The sequence below is a fragment of the Actinocatenispora sera genome, assembly GCF_018324685.1.
In the GTDB taxonomy this organism is placed as follows: domain Bacteria; phylum Actinomycetota; class Actinomycetes; order Mycobacteriales; family Micromonosporaceae; genus Actinocatenispora; species Actinocatenispora sera.
In genome coordinates this window covers 503,484-517,645 of the sequence record NZ_AP023354.1, presented here as the reverse complement: position 1 = coordinate 517,645, position 14,162 = coordinate 503,484, and the positions used below count along the sequence as shown (strand labels likewise).

Here is a 14,162-nt window from a genome sequence, read left to right as displayed (position 1 = left end):
AGCTGACGGCGGCGCCTGGTCAGGACGCGGCGACCTCCTCGCCGAGAACCGCCTGCTCGTCGGGCTTGTGCGCGAGCACGTTGTCCAGGAACGAGATCAGCGCGATGTGCATGCCGACGTCGAGGCCGGCCTCCTCGGACATGAACCAGCGGTGGTCGAGGAGCTGGTGGTACAGCTCGGTCGGCTCGAGCTTGCCGCGCAGCTCGGCCGGGACCGCGGCGACGACGGGCTCGAACACGTCGGTCAGCCAGCGGGCGGCGGCGATCTGCTCGTCGTGGATGCCGTTGGCCGCGCGGTACGTGTCGAGGTCGTTGAGCAGGATGCGGGCCTGGTTCTCCTCGGCCTCCAGGGTGGTGAGCTGCTGCAGCCGGCGGGCGTGGTGGCCGGCGTCGACGACCTTGGGCCGCACCCGGTAGGCGTCGCCGGCCTCGGTGGTGCTCATGGACATCTCGGCGACGTCGAAGCCGAGATCGTTGAGCCGGCGGATCCGCGACTCCAGCTTGTGCCGTTCGCGCCGGCCGATCACCTGCTCGTAGGTGATCTCGTGCCAGAGCCCCTGGTACCGCTCGACGACCTGCTCGGAGACCCACTCGGGATCGATGGACGGGTGCAGGTAGCCGCCGGCCTCCAGGTCGAGCGCCTCGCCGAAGATGTTGACCCGGGCGAGCTCCAGGTCCTCGTCGCGCTGGCCGGCCGACAGCTGGTTGTGCAGCGCGCCGGTCTCGGCGTCCACCAGGTACGCGGCGAACGCGCCGGCGTCGCGCCGGAACAGCGTGTTGGACAGCGAGCAGTCGCCCCAGAAGAACCCGGCCAGGTGCAGCCGTACCAGCAGGGCGGCGAGCGCGTCGAGCAGCCGGTTCATGGTGTCGGGCCGCAGCGTGTGGGAGAACAGCGCGCGGTAGGGCAGCGAGAACTGCAGGTGCCGGGTGATCAGCGCCGGCGCCAGCGGCTCGCCGTCGTCGGCCTTCCGGTCGTACACGATGGCGACGGCGGCGACGGCCGGCGCGTCGAGCCGTTCCAGGCCGCGGAGCAGCCCGTACTCCTTGTCGGCGACGCGCTGGCCGGTCTCCTTGACCGCGTACACCACCTCGCCGAGCCGGACGAAGCGCACGACGTGCCGGGAGATGCCGCGCGGCAGCGCGACCAGCCAGTCGGCCGGCCACTGCGCGAGCGGCGTCTCCCACGGCAGGTCCAGCAGCGCCGGATCGGTCAACGCGGAGGTGATGTGCACGGTGTTCAGCATGCCGCCGGTACACCGCCGGCGGCAGCCCATCGGCACAGTGAGGATCGTCGCGCTGCCCACTGACCGCCCCGATGACTCCACAGAGTGGCAATGTGGCCACTTACCGCATCTTTCGCCCGGAGCCAGTCGTTAGCCGCCTGGAGGAGACCACCGTCGGGTGGCCACCGCGCCGCTGCGGTCGAAGCCGCCGGCGTCCGTCCAGGAGGGAGCGGTACATGACACGTCGTCGGACCGGGCTGCTCGTCGCCGCGGGGGTGGCCGTCGCCGCGCTCGCGGTCGGCAGCGATGCGGCCGCCGGAGGCCCCGTCGTCGGGCACCTGATGACCGGCTCGACGCCGCACGCCACGGCGGCGGCGCACCGGACGTCGGACGCCCGTACCGGCGCGCACGACGCCGCGAACGCCCCCACCGGGCGGCGCACCGGCCACGGCGACGCCGCGACCACCGGATCGCACGCCGGCGGTACGAGCCGGGGCCGGCACGCCGAGTCGGCCACCGAGCCGGCCGCGGTCGGCGTGGCGGAGGCCGGCAGCCAGGACTCGGTCACCCGGCACGTCGACTACTCCGGCAGCCCGACCACCCGGTTCAGCTACCCCGGCGCCGCCTACGTCAAGGTGCACTTCGCCCGCCTGCTGGTACGCCCCGGCGACTGGGTCACCGTCTCCGACGAGTCCGGCAAGCAGAGCTACACCTACCGGGGGGATCCGCGGCTGCTGAAGCTGCCGAAGGACTCGCCGAGCACGGTGAGCGGCGCCGACGGCTTCTGGGCGATGTCGATCACCGGCGACACCGCAGTCGTCACCCTGCACAAGACGCTGCCCGGTCCGGGCCTCGGCAAGTTCGGCGTGGACGTGGACAGGGTCGCGCACGGGTTCACCGCCTCCCAGCGGGCCGACCGGGAGCACAAGCAGCGGCTCGCCGAGGGCGGCCGGCGGCCGGAGAGCGTCTGCGGCTCGGACGATGCGCAGGACGCGGTCTGCTACAAGACCAGCCATCCGGTCGAGTACCAGCACTCGCTGCCGGTGGCGCGGCTGCTGATCAACGGCACCACGCTGTGCACCGCGTGGCGGGTCACCGCCGACGACCGGATGCTCACCAACCACCACTGCATCGGTGACCAGGCGGACGCGTCCAACACCGAGGTCTGGTTCAACTACCAGTGCTCCAGCTGCGGCGGCAGCGAGATCGCGCCGGTGACGAAGGTACCGGCGGACAAGCTGCTGCGCACCGACGAGACGCTCGACTACACGCTGTTCAGCGTGTCGGACTTCGCCTCCATCAAGCACTTCGGCTACCTGGGGCTGGACATCCGCAAGCCGAAGGCCGGCGAGCAGGTGTACATCCCGCAGCACCCGGAGGGCGACCCGACCAAGCTCGCCATCGCCTCCGACGGGGAGAACGGCGCGACCTGCCGGATCGACGAGGCCACCATCGACGGGTACGCGAGCAACTCCGACACCGGGTACCGCTGCGACACCGCGCCGGGCGCGTCCGGCTCGCCGGTCATCGCCCGCAGCACCAACCGGGTGATCGCGCTGCACCACCTCGGCGGCTGCCCGAACAGCGGCGTGCGCATCGACCTGATCTACCCCCAGATCAAGTCGCTGCTCTGACCCGCCCCGCCACCCCGCCCAGTCCCGCCCCGTTGATCAAGCGCCCGGAAAGTTGATCAAGGGATCGCGACACGACTTCCCGGCGAAACGTGTCCGGATCCCTTGATCGGCGTGCGAAGACCTTGATCGGCGTGCGAAGACCTTGATCGGCGGGAAAGGGGGTCGGGTGGGGTCGGCCGGGGTACCGTCGCGTCGGGTGCGGTGGGCACCCGACGAGGGGGTGCGATGGGCGGCGGGGTGCGTGCGGGGCAGGTCGGTGAGTGACTCGGCCGTGGTCGTGGCGATCCGGCCGGTACCGCGGGCCTGGGGGGTCGACGCGGCGCTGCTCGGCGGCTTCCTTGCGATCACCGCGGCGCTGCTGTGGTGGCCGCCGCTGCTCCGGCTCGACGTGGCGGTCCGGGACCTCAGCGACGGGCACCGGCCGGCGGCGGCGTACTGGACCGCCTGGCTGTTCAACCACCTCGGCCAGGGCACCCCGCTCGCGGTGCTGGCCCTGGTGATCGCGATCGTCCTCGCGGTCCGGGCGCGCACCGTCCGGCCGGTCCTGCCGGTACTCGCGGCCGAGCTGCTCACCTACGGGGTGCTGGGTCCGCTGAAGCTCGGCACCGAGCGGGCCGCCCCGCACTACGGCGCGGTCGAGCTGTTCGCCACCCCGGGCCAGCAGTCCTACCCGTCCGGGCATCTGGTCAACACCATCGTCTGGTACGCGGTGCTCGCCGCCCTGCTGGCCAGCTACCTGCCGGCGAGGGTGCTGACCGCGGTCCGGGTGGTGCCGGTGGTGGCCACCTCGATCACCACCGTCTACCTCGGGTACCACTGGCTGACCGACACGATCGCCGGGCTGCTGCTCGGCGTGCTGCTGTGCCGGATCCTGGCCCGGATCCCGTGGCACCGCATCCCGCTGCCGGCCGCGCTGGACCGACCGCACCGACCCTGACCCGCACCGAGATCCGGCTCCGGCTGCGGCCGGCGGGCTGGTCGGTCGAGGTGGCGCTGGCGCTCGGGGTCGCCGCGCTGACCGTGTCGTTGCGCTGGCTGCGCCCGCTGACCGGGTTCGACCCCTGCCTGTACGAGGAGTGCGACGCGCGCCGCCCACCCGTCGCGTACTGGCTGCCCCGCGCGGTGAACCTGGTCGGCAACGGCGGCTGGATCATGACGGTGGTGCTGCTTCTCGCGGTACGCCGGCGCACGGTGCGGCCGCTGCTGGCGCCGGTGGCCGCGGCGATCCTGTCCACTGGCGCACCGACGATCTGGCCGGTCTCACACTGGGTGTCCTGCTCTACCGGATCGGCTGCCGGCTGCCCTGGTCGGCGCTGTCGCTCCCGCCGCTGCTGGAACGGCGTCCGCCGCCGGTCGCCCGCCCCTGGCCGTGACGAGTGCGCCGGACAGCCAACCTATCCGGTGGGCGCGGCGTGGGAGAGGTGTGAGCGAAGACAGCAAACGAGCAGGCGACGCGGAATATGCCGCCTTCGTCGAACGGTGCTGGGCCCCGCAGCTGCGGGTCGCCACGCTGCTCGTCGGTGACCGGCATCGGGCGGAGGAGTTGCTCCAGGACAGCCTGGTGAAGTTGTACCCGCGCTGGCGGCGGGTCAGCCGGGGCGGCAGCCCGGACGCGTACCTGCGTCGGATGCTCGTCAACGGCCGGATCAGCCGCTGGCGACGCAGGCGGCGAGAACACCTGGTGGCGGAGCCGCCGGACAGCCCGATGCCCGCGGTGAACGTCGAGTCGGCCGACCTGCTGCGGCGTGCGTTGCGTGCGCTGCCGCCGCGACAGCGCGCCATCGTCGTCCTGCGGCACTACGCGGATCTGTCCGAGCGCGACGTCGCCCAGACGTTGGGTTGCTCGGTCGGCACCGTCAAGTCCCAGAACGCCCGGGCGCTGAAGAAGCTACGCGACCTGCTCACCCCCGTAGACGAAGGAGCAAGGACATGAACGATCGCGACGACCTCTCCCAAGCCCTGCACAACCTGGTGGATCATGAACCGGCGGGCGAGGCCCCGGTACCGGAGCTGCTGCGCCGCGGCCGGTCCGCGGCTCGCGCCCGGGTCGCCGGCCGGACCGCGACGGCCCTCGGTGCGGTCGCGGTGATCGGCGTCGGCGCCGCCGTCGCCGGGACCGGTGGCTCCCCACAGCACAGCACCGCGAAGCACCCGACGGGCGGGCAGAGTTCGGTGGACAGCCCCCACGTCGAGCTGGCGTCCGCCGTCGAGAAGACGAAGAACACCAGCTTCCGGGTCCGGAGCTTCAACGACGGCAACCCGCCCGGCGAGAAGTCCTACTGCATCGGCGACTACGACCCGAACCAGAGCGTGGGTTCGAGCAACTCCTACGAGGCCGGCGCGAAGGTCCAGGAGTTCCGCGTGATTCGCGGCACCTACTACGTGTGGAGCTCGTCCGGCGGCGCTTCGCCGGCCGGCTGGCGCAAGGTCGACTTCAAGAAGTACTCGGCCGACCTCAGGAAGGGTGGTTTCAAGGGCGACCCCGCGGACACGTTCTACTGCGGTGGCCGTACCGCCACGTTGCAGGGCGTGCTGAAGGAGATGAAGGAGGAGGGGCCGATCCGTGATCTCGGCCGCAAGACCTGGAAGGGCAAGCAGTACGAGGTGTACTCGGTGACCAGTACCAAGCCGGTCGTCGGGGACGGCAGCTACGACACGACCCAGGCATGGGTCGGCGTCGGCTCCGGCTACGTCGAGAAGCTCGAGTCGTGGCAGGCGCCCAAGGGCGCCAAGGCGGCGCCGACCGGCTTGACCTTCTCGCACTTCGGTGAGCCGGTGCACGTGGTCAAGCCGCCGTTGCAGTAGCCCGCACCGCACGGTGGGAGCGCCAGCCGCCGGGCTGGCGCTCCCACCGTCGGTCTGCCGAGGGCGGCGGGCCGTCAGCGGCCGGCGAGGACGGTGAGGAAGTGGGCGACGGCGTCGGCCATCGCGTCCCGGGCCGGGACCAGGTACTTGCGCGGGTCGACGAGCTTGTCGTCGCCGGCCAGCACGGTACGCACCGCGCCGGTGAACGCGATGTTCAACGCGGTACCGATGTTGATCTTCACCATGCCGGCCCGGACCGCGGCGGCCAGCTCGTCGTCCGGTACCCCGGACGAGCCGTGCAGCACCAGCGGTACCGGTACCGCGGCGGCGATCCGTTCGATCAGCGCGTGGTCGAGGCTCGCGGACCGGGACGTCATGGCGTGCGAGGAACCGACCGCGACGGCGAGCGCGTCCACTCCGGTGGCGGCGACGAACTCGCGCGCCTCGCCCGGATCGGTACGCACCCCGGGCGCGTGCGCGCCGTCCTTGCCGCCGACCTCGCCCAGCTCGCTCTCCAGCCAGAGCCCGTGCTCGTGGCAGTACGCGGCCGCATCCCGGGTCGCGGCGACGTTCTCGGCGTAGGGCAACGTCGACCCGTCGTACATCACCGAGCCGAACCGGTGCGCCGGCGCCTGCCGCAGCAGCGCCAGGTCCTCGACGTGGTCCAGGTGCAGCGCGCAGTCCACGGTGGACAGTTCGGCCACCGCGGCGGTGGCTGCGGCGATCGGGCCGAGCCGCCCGCCGTGGAACTTCACCGCGTTCTGGCTGATCTGCAGGATCACCGGTAGCCCGGCGCGCTCGGCGCCGGCCACGATCGCCTCGGCATGCTCGACGGTGATCACGTTGAACGCGGCGAGGCCGTGGTTCGCGGCGGCGGCGTCGGCCACCAGCCGCCCGGTCGGGGTCAGGGGCATCGCTCTCGGCTCCTCGTCGCAGTTCCGGTCGGATCGGCGCCCGACGGGCGGTCCGTCCGGTGCGGGCCGCCCGGACGACGCCGGGCCGCGGGTGGTTGGGGTGCGGGGCCGGCCATCTCAGTCCGCCAGCGACCCGGGCAGCACCATGCTTTCGGCCTCCACCGTGTGCCGCAGCCGGTCGTACGCGCTGCCGTCGACCGCGCCGGCCACCGGTGCCGCGACCGCCGCGGCGGACAGGGCCACCGCGGCGGTGAGCATCGTGGGCCAGGACTCGCCGTTGGCGAGCCCGCGGGCCAGCGCGGCGACCACCGCGTCGCCGGCGCCGGTCGGGTTGCCGGCGACCGTCTCCGGCGGCACCGCCCGGTACGCGCCGTCCGGCGTGCTCGCGATCAGCCCGTCCGGTCCGCGCGAGCAGACCACCGCGCGGGCCCCCGCGTCGCGCAGCGCGTGCGCGGCGGCCAGCACCTCGGCGGGCGTCTCCGGCGCGGCCCCACCGCGTACCGACGCCAGCTCGGCCGCGTTCGGCTTCACCACGGTGGGTCCAGCAGGCAGCGCTGCCGCCAGCACGGCACCCTCGGCGTCCACGATGGACGGTACGGACGCCTCCGCGGTGATCGCCACCAGCTGCGCGTACGCGTCGTCGGGCAGCCCGGCCGGCAGGCTGCCGGACAGCACCACCGCGCGCGCCACCCGCGCCAGCCCGCGGAACCGGTTGACGAACGCGTCCCACTCCGCCTCGGTCACCGGCGGCCCCGGCTCCCAGAACCCGGTCGCGTCGGTACCGTCGGCGACGACCAGGGTGCGCCGCGAGTCGGCGGCGATCGGGACGAACGCCTCGGGGATCTCCGCGGCGGCCAGCCCGTCCCGGATCTGCTCCCCGGTCGGCCCGCCGACCAGCCCGGTGGCGACCACCGGCTCGTCCAGCGCGGTCAGCAGCGCGGCGACGTTGACGCCCTTGCCGCCCGGCCGGGTCGACACCTCGCGTACCCGGTGGGTGGCGTGCGGCCGCAGCTCGTCGACGCGGTAGGTGACGTCCAGTGCGGCGTTCAGGGTGACGGTGAGGATCACTGGAAAGCTCCGTCCCGCATCACCCGGCGCACCGCGAGGAACTCGTCCAGTACCACCAGGTCGGCGCGCTTGCCGACGGTCAGCTCGCCGCGGTCGGGGAAGCCCAGCGCGGCGGCCGGCGTGGTCGCCGCCATCCGGGCGGCGTCCACGATGGACAGTCCGGCGCCGACCGCCCGGCGCAGCGCGGCGTCCATGGTCAGGGTGGAGCCGGCGATCGAGCCGCCCACCGACAGCCGGGCCACCCCGTCGGTGACGGTCACCGCCTGGCCGCCCAGGTCGTACTCGCCGTCGGACATGCCGGCGGCGGCCATCGCGTCGGTGACCAGCGCGGCGCGGCCGGCGCCGACCGCGTGCGCCGCGAAGGCCAGCGTGCCGTCGTGCAGGTGGTGCCCGTCGGCGATGAACTCGCAGGTGACGCCCGGCGCGTCGAGCAGCGCGAGGATCGGCCCCGGTTCCCGGTGATGGATCGGGCGCATCCCGTTGAACACGTGCGTACCGACCGTGGCGCCGGCCTCGATCGCGGCGCCGACCTGCTCGTAGCTGGCGTCGGTGTGCCCGACGGCGGCGACGACGCCGCGCGCCACCAGCAGCCGGATCGTGTCCAGCGCGCCGTCGCGCTCCGGCGCGATCGTCATCATCCGCACCCCGCCGAGGTCGAGCAGCCCGCTGATCTCGTCGAGGTCGGGATCGCGCAGGTACGCCGGGTTCTGCGCACCGCAGCGCGCCTGCGATAGGTACGGGCCCTCGTAGTGCAGGCCGGCGATGGTGCCGTCCGCGACCAGCGGGCGGTATGCGGTGGTCGCCGCGGCCATCAGCTCCGCAGGCGCGGTGACCAGGCTCGCCAGCAGCGTGGTGGTGCCGTGCCGGCGGTGGAACGCCGCGGCGGTACGCGCCTGGTCGGCGTCACCGGTGGTGAACGTGGCGCCACCGCCGCCGTGCGTGTGGATGTCCACGAACCCGGGCAGTACGGTGTGCCCGCCCAGGTCCACGTCGTCCGCGGTGGACGGCGGTGCGTCGGTACCGAGCTCGGTGATCAGCCCGTCCTCGACCCGCAGCCACGCCCGGTCCAGCACCTCGGTGGGGGTCACCACCCGGGCGTTGTGCAACAGCGGCATCCGCACAGCTCCTCGCCTCAGCGCCGGTCGTCCACCCGGCGGGTTACTCGGTGCCCGCTCGACGAGCCGGCCGGTTTTCTGTGCCCGCTCGTCGAGCCGGCGGTGTATTCGGTGCCCGCTCGTCGCGCCGGCGGTCACTCAGGTTCCGGTCGCCGAGCCGACCGCGAAGCCGGCGTGGAACCGGTCCAGCGCGAGCAGCGCGGCGCCGATGCAGCCGGCCTGGTCGCCGAGCGCGGCGGCCACCAGGCGCGGCATCGTCTGGAACGCCAGCCGTTCCATGATCGCCGCGTGCAGCGGGTCGAGCAACGCCGCGCCGGCTTCGGCCAGCCCGCCGCCGAGCACGATCACCTCGGGGTCCAGTAGCCGTATCGCGGTGATCAGCCCGTCCGCGAGCAGCTCAATCGTCTGCCGCCACACCCGGCCGGCGCGCTCCTCGCCGGCGACCGCGCGGCGGACCACCTCGGCGGCGGCGACCCGGTCCCCGCCCGCCTCGCCGTACCGGCGGGCCACCGCGGACGCGGACGCCACCGCCTCCAGGCAGCCGTACCGGCCGCAGCCGCACCGCGGCCCGTCGGTACACACCACCTGGACGTGGCCCAGCTCGCTCGGTGCGCCGTGCGCACCCGGGTACGGCACGCCGGAGAGCACGTGGCCGGCGGCGATGCCGGTACCGATGGCGACGAACAGCACGTTGTCGCTGCCCGCACCGGCGCCGAGCCGGGCCTCCGCGACCGCCCCGGCCCGTACGTCGTGGCCGAGCGCGGTGGTCAGCCCGGTCCGGGCGTCGATCAGCTCGCCGAACGGCACGTCCCGCCAGCCGATGTTCGCCGAGTACCCGGCGACCCGGCGCACCTCGTCGACGACGCCCGGTACCACCAGCCCCACCGCCCGCGGGGTCAGCCCCCGCGCGCGGGCGGTGTCGGCCAGGCCGGCCGCCACGTCGCCGATGGCCGCGACCACCGCGTCCGGGCCGCGGTCGGCGTCGGTGTCGTGCCGCTCGGTGTGCCGGACCGTGCCGGCCCCGTCGACCACGGCGCACTTCATCGCGGTACCGCCGACGTCGATCGCCACCGCGACCTCGACCGGATCCGCGTCCGTGCCGGCGGCGCCGGCGCTCTGCTGTGTCATTTGTCGAGGATGACCGAACGGGTCAGGTGGCGGGGGTGGTCGGGGTCCTGACCACGGTGGGTGGCCACCGCGATGGCGAACCGCTGCGCCCGGACCAGGTCGGCCATCGGGTCCAGCGCGCTCGTGACGAACGTGCCGCCGGTGTCGGCCACCTGCGCGGCCAACCCCTCCGGCGGAATGCCGAACACCCAGGTCGCGCGGTTCGGGCCGGTGATCGAGATCGGACCGTGCCGGTACTCCATCGCCGGGTACGACTCCGTCCAGAACGTCGCGGCCTCGCGGCACTTGAGCGCCGCCTCGTTCGCGAGGCCGACGGTCCAGCCGCGGCCGAGGAACGTGACCTGCTCGGTGGTGTCGACCGGCAGCGGCAGCGGTTCGGCGATCGCGCTGGCGGCGTCGTCGGCCGCGGCGGTCAGGTCCTCGCCGAGGCTGGCCCGCAGCAGCGCGAGCGCGGTGGTGGCGAACCGGGTCTGTACCACCGACCGCTCGTCGGCGAAGTCCAGCACGATGGTGTCGCCGGCCAGCGGCGCCATCGGCGCGTCGTGGATGCCGGTCAGCAGCACGCTGGGCACGCTCGGCGGCAGCTGGTGCAGCAGTTCCAGCACCTCGGTGGTGGTGCCGGACCGGCTGATCGCGACGAGCCGGTCGTACTGGCGGGTCAGCGGCATCTCGGAGGCGGCGAACGCGTCGGTGACGCCCTTGCCGGCCGTCTCCCGGCGCGCCGCGTACGCCTGGGCCATGAACCAGGAGGTGCCGCAGCCGACGACCGCGACCCGCTCACCGTCGGCGGGCAGCGCGCGGGCCGCGTCGGTCGCGATCGCCGCGGCGCGGCGCCAACAGTCCGGCTGGCTGGCGATCTCGTCCAGCACCGCCGGGGTGCTCCGTGCTGCGTCCGACATGGGCCCTCCAGTAGGTTGGCGCCGCCGGCGCAGTATCGGTTCGCGCCGGTTGCGCGTAAGCTTCGCGCATGTCCTTCGACGATGTGCCCGTGTTTCGCGCATCATTGTGCACGCGTACTCGTGGTGAAGTGTAGGGAGGCCCCGGTGGACCGCTACGCGCGCTGGACCGCGCTGCTCGAGGTGCTGGCCGAGTCCGGCCGGATCAGCGTCGAGGACGCGGCCGATCGCCTGGACGTCTCGCAGGCGACCATCCGGCGCGACTTCGACCAGCTCGCCCAGCAGCAGATGATCACCCGCACCCGCGGTGGCGCGGTGGCGAGCGCGGTCTCCTACGACCTGCCGCTGCGGTACAAGTCGGCGAAGCGGGCACCGGAGAAGCAGCGCATCGGTTCCGCGGCGGCCGCCCTGGTCACGCCGGGGATGGTCGTCGGCATCAACGGCGGTACCACCACCACCGAGGTGGCCCGGGCGCTCGCCACCCGGCCCGACCTCGCCGCCGGTACCACCGGCGACGGCACCGCGCTGACCATCGTCACCAACGCGCTGAACATCGCCAACGAGCTGATCGTCCGGCCGCACGTGAAGCTCGTCGTCACCGGCGGCGTGGTCCGCCCCCAGTCGTACGAGCTGATCGGGCCGCTGGCCACCGGCATCCTGCGCGACCTGATGCTCGACGTCGCGTTCCTCGGCGTGGACGCGGTCGACGTGGCGCTCGGCGCTGCCGCGCACAACGAGGGCGAGGCGGCGATCAATCAGCTGATGGCAGCGCGGGCGCGACGCATCGTGATCGTGGCGGACTCGTCCAAGCTGGGTCAGCACGCCTTCGCGCGGATCTGCCCGATCGACCGCGTGCACACCCTGGTCACCGATTCCACCGCGAACGAGGAGCTCACGCACAAGTTCTCGACCGCGGGTGTGGAGGTCATCCGGGTCTGACGCCGGCCGGCGGTGAGGTGTGAATCACGGTCACCATCTGTGGTCGGCACCGTTGACTCGTGCGCGGTGACCCTGGATAATGAGCAACTGTACGCAAGCCCGTACGGCGGGGCGGCCCCCTCGTCGTGCGGGCTGTTTTCTGCCCGGCCCCGGTTTGGGTGTGCCGCCGCCTGCTCCGCCGGGTTGTCGGCGGCCCGTGGTTGAATGCGACCGATGAACGAGACTGTGTCGGACAGCGAGCAGTTGGGGCCGCGTGAGCGCGGCGTCCTGGAGTTCGAGCGGCAGTGGTGGCGCTACGCGGGGGCCAAGGAGCAGGCCATCCGCGACAAGTTCGGCATCTCCCCGACGCACTACTACCAGGTGCTCAACGCGCTGCTCGACTCGCCGGCGGCGCTCGCCGCCGACCCGGTCACCGTGGGCCGCCTCCGCCGCCTCCGCGAAGCGCACCGCCGCCCCCGCCCCGCCACCGCCTGACCCCTCCCGCCTGCCCCGCCGCCCACCCGGCCCCCGTCGCCCACCCGCCCCGCCGTCGGCCCGCCGTCGGCCCGCCGCCCAGTCGCCCTCATTGCCCACCTGGCCCTCGCCGCCCGGTCGGCCCCCGTCGCCCGGTCGGCCCGCCGCGTCCGCCCCCGACCCCCTGTTGATCAAGGGACCGGTTCGTTGATCAAGGGATGAAGGACGCGGCAAGCGCTTTCTTTTGCGTCAATCCCTTGATCAACTCCGCGGGGCCTTGATCGACGACGGCGGACCTTGATCAACTTGGCGGGTGGGAGTTCGGGCGGGATGCGCTGGCGTGGGCGGATCGTCTTCTACGGTGTGCCGAAACGACGTGCGCGCCGCGCAGCCGCAAAGAAATTTATTTTCTTGTGAGCTTTGATCATGGGCCAAAGCTTACGACGGATGCGAGGATGCTCTGCGTGACCAGCACCGTTGACCGCTGCCTGCTCGTCGGCATGCACGGCTACACGCTGCCGAGTCCACTGCGCGACTGGCTCGCCGACGGACTCGGCGGCGTCGTGCTGTTCGCCGGCAACATCGCCGACCGCGACCAGCTCGGTGAACTCGTGGCCGACATCCGTTCCGCCGGCGAGGACGTCGTCGTCGCGGTGGACGAGGAGGGTGGCGACGTCACCCGGCTGCACGCGGCGACCGGCGCGCCGCATCCGGGCAATCTCGCGCTCGGTGCGGTCGACGACACGGCGCTGACCGCCCGGGTCGGTGCCGCGATCGGCGCCGAGCTCGCCGCGCTGGGCATCAACCTCAACCTCGCGCCGGTCGCCGACGTCAACACCAACCCGGACAACCCGATCATCGGTACCCGCTCGTTCGGCGCCGACCCCGACCGGGTCGCCGCGCACGTCGTCGCGTACCTGACCGGGCTGCAGTCGACCGGCGTCGCCGCCTGCGCCAAGCACTTCCCCGGGCACGGCGACACCGCCGTCGACTCGCACCTGGCGCTGCCGACCGTCACCGGTGACCTCGAACCGCACCTCGTACCGTTCCGCGCGGCGATCGCCGCCGGCGTCCGGGCCGTACTGACCGCGCACGTGGTCTACCCGGGCCTGTGCGACGGGCCGGCGACGCTGAGCCGGGCGGTACTGACCGGGCTGCTGCGCGACGAGCTGGGTTTCGGCGGTGCGGTGGTCACCGACTCGATGACGATGTCGGCGATCGCCGGCGGCGTCGGTGTCGCCGAGGGCGCCGCGCAGGCGCTCGCCGCCGGCGCGGACCTGGTCTGCATGACCGGCGACTTCCGGCTGCAGCGCGAGGTGCGCGACCACCTGGTCGGCCATCCCGCGCTGTCGCCGGAGCGGGTCGCGCAGGCCCTCGCGCGGGTGCGCGCGCTGGCCGGGCCGGTACCGGGTGAGCCGACCGCGGCGGCGACGACGGCCGAGATGGCCGCCGCGGCGCGCGGTGCGCTGGTCGCCGACCCCGGGATCGGCCGGCTGGACGCCGCGCCGTACGTGCTGGAGCTCAGCCCGCCGCGGCAGGGCATCGAACTCACCGCCGGTAGCCTGCTCGCCATGCTGAACGCGCGCGACCCGCGCGTCACCGGTACCCGGCTGGCGCCGGATGCCGCCCCGGCGGGCCGGGCGGGTCACCCCGATGGTGGGCCGAATCACAGGCTCGGCCGAACGGCCGCCCCGGCAGCCGGCGATACCGGCATGCCGGGGGACAACGCGGACCGCGCACTGTCCGACGCGCTGGCCGCCGCGACCGGAAGACCGCTGGTCGTCGTGGTCCGGGACGCGCACCGGGTGCCCACCACCCGGCAGCGGCTGGGTACGGTGCTCGCCACCAGGCCGGATGCGGTGGTGGTCGGCATCGGTACCGGTGCCGATCGGTCGCTCGCGGCCGGGAGATACCTCGGTACCCGGGGTGGCGCCCGGGTCAACCTCTCCGCCGCGGCCGACCTGCTGGTCGGCGCGCGCCGGTAGCCC

At 73.4% G+C, this 14,162-nt stretch carries 12 protein-coding genes and 1 pseudogene; 7 read left to right on the top strand and 6 right to left on the bottom strand.

Translation table 11 applies throughout. The features are described 5' to 3' along the window. Window positions 1–19: 19 nt before the first annotated feature. A complete protein-coding gene (locus Asera_RS02370; protein ID WP_030446844.1) occupies window positions 20–1,279 on the bottom strand; it encodes a DUF4032 domain-containing protein in 1,260 nt (419 codons plus the stop codon). A gap of 179 nt (window positions 1,280–1,458) precedes the next feature. Here Asera_RS02370 and Asera_RS02365 point away from each other — a divergent pair, with 179 nt between their 5' ends. The 4 genes from Asera_RS02365 to Asera_RS02350 all read left to right on the top strand — a co-directional run bounded on the left by Asera_RS02365 (window position 1,459) and on the right by Asera_RS02350 (window position 5,661). Next, on the top strand, window positions 1,459–2,856 hold the full coding sequence (locus Asera_RS02365) for a trypsin-like serine peptidase (RefSeq protein ID WP_051802368.1): 1,398 nt from the start codon (window positions 1,459–1,461) through the stop codon (window positions 2,854–2,856). A 256-nt stretch (window positions 2,857–3,112) separates the two neighbouring features. Beyond that, entirely contained in the window at window positions 3,113–3,793 is a 681-nt protein-coding gene (locus Asera_RS02360) for a phosphatase PAP2 family protein (RefSeq protein ID WP_030446842.1), read from the top strand. Window positions 3,794–4,279: 486 nt separating this feature from the next. Further along, on the top strand, window positions 4,280–4,789 hold the full coding sequence (locus Asera_RS02355) for a SigE family RNA polymerase sigma factor (RefSeq protein WP_030446841.1): 510 nt from the start codon (window positions 4,280–4,282) through the stop codon (window positions 4,787–4,789). Next, window positions 4,786–5,661 (top strand): hypothetical protein, encoded by an 876-nt coding sequence (locus tag Asera_RS02350; RefSeq protein WP_030446840.1) that lies wholly within the window; start codon window positions 4,786–4,788, stop codon window positions 5,659–5,661. The genes Asera_RS02355 and Asera_RS02350 overlap by 4 nt, the downstream gene beginning before the upstream one ends. A 74-nt stretch (window positions 5,662–5,735) precedes the next feature. On the opposite strand, the gene Asera_RS02345 is transcribed toward Asera_RS02350, so the two are convergent. From Asera_RS02345 to Asera_RS02325, 5 genes are all read right to left on the bottom strand, one after another. Then, the gene (locus Asera_RS02345) at window positions 5,736–6,575 is read right to left on the bottom strand and encodes a class II fructose-bisphosphate aldolase (protein WP_030446839.1); all 840 of its coding nucleotides are present in this window, start codon (window positions 6,573–6,575) and stop codon (window positions 5,736–5,738) included. 117 nt (window positions 6,576–6,692) lie between these two features. Further along, window positions 6,693–7,643, bottom strand: a complete 951-nt coding sequence (locus Asera_RS02340; protein WP_030446838.1) for a 1-phosphofructokinase family hexose kinase — start codon at window positions 7,641–7,643, stop codon at window positions 6,693–6,695. Next, complete coding sequence (gene nagA, locus Asera_RS02335; protein ID WP_030446837.1) at window positions 7,640–8,758, bottom strand: N-acetylglucosamine-6-phosphate deacetylase; 1,119 nt, start codon at window positions 8,756–8,758, stop codon at window positions 7,640–7,642. Before nagA ends, Asera_RS02340 begins: the two co-directional genes overlap by 4 nt. Window positions 8,759–8,896: 138 nt before the next feature. Next, complete coding sequence (locus Asera_RS02330; RefSeq protein ID WP_051802366.1) at window positions 8,897–9,886, bottom strand: ROK family protein; 990 nt, start codon at window positions 9,884–9,886, stop codon at window positions 8,897–8,899. Further along, window positions 9,883–10,785, bottom strand: coding sequence for an SIS domain-containing protein (locus Asera_RS02325; RefSeq protein ID WP_030446835.1), 903 nt, complete (start codon window positions 10,783–10,785; stop codon window positions 9,883–9,885). The genes Asera_RS02330 and Asera_RS02325 overlap by 4 nt, the downstream gene beginning before the upstream one ends. Window positions 10,786–10,929: 144 nt before the next feature. Between Asera_RS02325 and Asera_RS02320 the strand changes: the two genes are divergently transcribed. The 3 genes and pseudogenes from Asera_RS02320 to nagZ all read left to right on the top strand — a co-directional run bounded on the left by Asera_RS02320 (window position 10,930) and on the right by nagZ (window position 14,159). Then, window positions 10,930–11,721: a DeoR/GlpR family DNA-binding transcription regulator gene (locus tag Asera_RS02320; protein ID WP_030446834.1), complete on the top strand. Its 792-nt coding sequence runs from the start codon at window positions 10,930–10,932 to the stop codon at window positions 11,719–11,721. Between the two features lie 243 nt (window positions 11,722–11,964). After that, window positions 11,965–12,195, top strand: a pseudogene (locus Asera_RS02315) (DUF3263 domain-containing protein); the annotation flags it as partial. Between the two features lie 443 nt (window positions 12,196–12,638). Then, window positions 12,639–14,159 carry a beta-N-acetylhexosaminidase gene (gene nagZ, locus Asera_RS02310; protein ID WP_169745938.1) on the top strand — a complete coding sequence of 507 codons (1,521 nt, stop codon included), beginning with the start codon at window positions 12,639–12,641 and terminating at the stop codon, window positions 14,157–14,159. The last annotated feature ends 3 nt before the right edge of the window (window positions 14,160–14,162 follow it).

Bases quoted from the DNA above. Each gene is read 5' to 3' on its own strand.
- Asera_RS02365 (WP_051802368.1), top strand. From the start codon at position 1,459: ATGACACGTCGTCGGACCGGGCTGCTCGTCGCCGCGGGGGTGGCCGTC.
- Asera_RS02350 (WP_030446840.1), top strand. From the start codon at position 4,786: ATGAACGATCGCGACGACCTCTCCCAAGCCCTGCACAACCTGGTGGAT.
- Asera_RS02345 (WP_030446839.1), bottom strand. From the start codon at position 6,575: ATGCCCCTGACCCCGACCGGGCGGCTGGTGGCCGACGCCGCCGCCGCG.
- nagA (WP_030446837.1), bottom strand. From the start codon at position 8,758: ATGCCGCTGTTGCACAACGCCCGGGTGGTGACCCCCACCGAGGTGCTG.
- Asera_RS02330 (WP_051802366.1), bottom strand. From the start codon at position 9,886: ATGACACAGCAGAGCGCCGGCGCCGCCGGCACGGACGCGGATCCGGTC.
- Asera_RS02325 (WP_030446835.1), bottom strand. From the start codon at position 10,785: ATGTCGGACGCAGCACGGAGCACCCCGGCGGTGCTGGACGAGATCGCC.